Annotated in this window: 2 protein-coding genes; both read left to right on the forward strand. The window is 64.0% G+C overall.

Annotated features, from left to right (window positions below):
• Positions 1 to 253: 253 nt before the first annotated feature.
• A complete protein-coding gene (locus tag AB5Z52_RS17045; protein WP_368267141.1) occupies positions 254 to 1,117 on the forward strand; it encodes a phosphate/phosphite/phosphonate ABC transporter substrate-binding protein in 864 nt (287 codons plus the stop codon).
• A gap of 76 nt (positions 1,118 to 1,193) precedes the next feature.
• On the forward strand, positions 1,194 to 1,482 hold a 289-nt coding region (locus AB5Z52_RS17050; RefSeq protein WP_368267140.1), incomplete at its 3' end, for an ATP-binding cassette domain-containing protein.

Raw genomic sequence — 1,482 nt, forward strand, 5'->3', positions numbered from 1 at the left:
CACCTGGACAGATAGGAGCCGCAACACCACACCTCACCCATCATCCGGCGCCGGCATCGGCCGGACGCCAGTCTTCCTTTCATCATCCGCCGCGGGTCCCGCCGTGGGCCCGCGCATCATCCATCATCACACGGAAATCCTTTTTTCACAACGAAAACCCATGGAGGAAGGTCGAACCATGCCTTTTTCCATCCATAACAAGATGCTGAGGACCATCGCGGTCGCCGCCACCACGGTCGCGCTGTGCGCCACGATGGCCGCCTGCGGCTCGTCGAAGGGTTCCGACTCCGCCGACAAGGCGCTGGAACTCCAGTTCGTGCCCACCAACAACGACGGCAGCATGCAGGCCAAGGCCAAGCCCTTCGCGGACTACCTGTCGAAGAAGCTCGGACGCAAGGTCGATGTGACCCTCGCCACCGACTACACGACCATCGTGGAGGCCATGTCCTCGCACAAGGTCGACATCGGCATCATGCCGCCCGCCGCCTACGTGCAGGCGCGCGACAAGCAGGCCGCCAAGGCCATCCTCACCTCCGAGCTGGGTGCCTACGACCGCACCACCGGCAAGCCGGTCGAGGGCAAGTTGTCCGGATCGTTCAAGGGCGAGGTGCTCGTGCGCGCCGACAGCGACCTGAAGAAGCTGACCGACCTCAAAGGCAGGAAGATCGCCACGCTGAGCCCCTCCTCCGCCAGCGGCTACATCTACCCGGTGGTCGAATTGAAGAAGGCCGGCGTCGACCCGACCACGCAGTCCACGCTCACCACGGTCAACGACATCCCCAGCGAGATCACCTCCGTGCTCGAGGGCCAGCAGGACGCCTGCTTCGTGTTCGAGGGCGCGCGCAACGTGTTCGCCTCCAAGTTCGCCGGCAAGGACCTGTTCAAGGAGCTGCGCGTCCTCTACCTGACCGAGGGCGACATCCCGAACGACGCCATCGCCGTCCAACCGTCGATGGACCAGGCCCTGCAGGACAAGATCAAGCAGGCGTTCCTCGACATGCCCAACGACGAGGAGGGCAAGACCGCCATGGCCATGTGGGGCCACAAGGGCTACACGCAGGCCGAGGAGAAGAACTACGACACCATCGAGGAATACATCAAGGAAGCGGCCAACTGACCGTTGACGGGGGCGGCCGCCCGTCCACGCGACGCCGGCGGCCGCCCCTTCGCCCGTTACAGGGAAAGGAAAACCCATGATCGAGATACGTGGCGTGACCAAGGAATACGGCAACGGCGCGCTGGGCCTCAACGACGTCAACCTGACCATCCGGGACGGCGAGTTCGTCGCCATCATCGGCCCCAGCGGCGCGGGCAAGAGCACGCTGCTGCGCTCCATCAACCGACTCAACGACATCACCGGCGGCGACATCATGATCGACGGCCAGTCGATTACCAAGGCCAGCCGCAGACAACTGAGGGCGATGCGCTGCTCGATCGGCATGATCTTCCAGCAATTCAACCTCGTGGGCAACAGCACCGTCC

This window comes from Enterococcus sp. RTP21361st1_A6_RTP21361_211029 (assembly GCF_040910045.1).
GTDB lineage: Bacteria > Bacillota > Bacilli > Lactobacillales > Enterococcaceae > Enterococcus_D > Enterococcus_D gallinarum.

What these genes read in the sequence shown, in the direction of transcription:
- AB5Z52_RS17045 (WP_368267141.1), top strand. Translation starts at nt 254, where the DNA reads ATGGCCGCCTGCGGCTCGTCGAAGGGTTCCGACTCCGCCGACAAGGCG.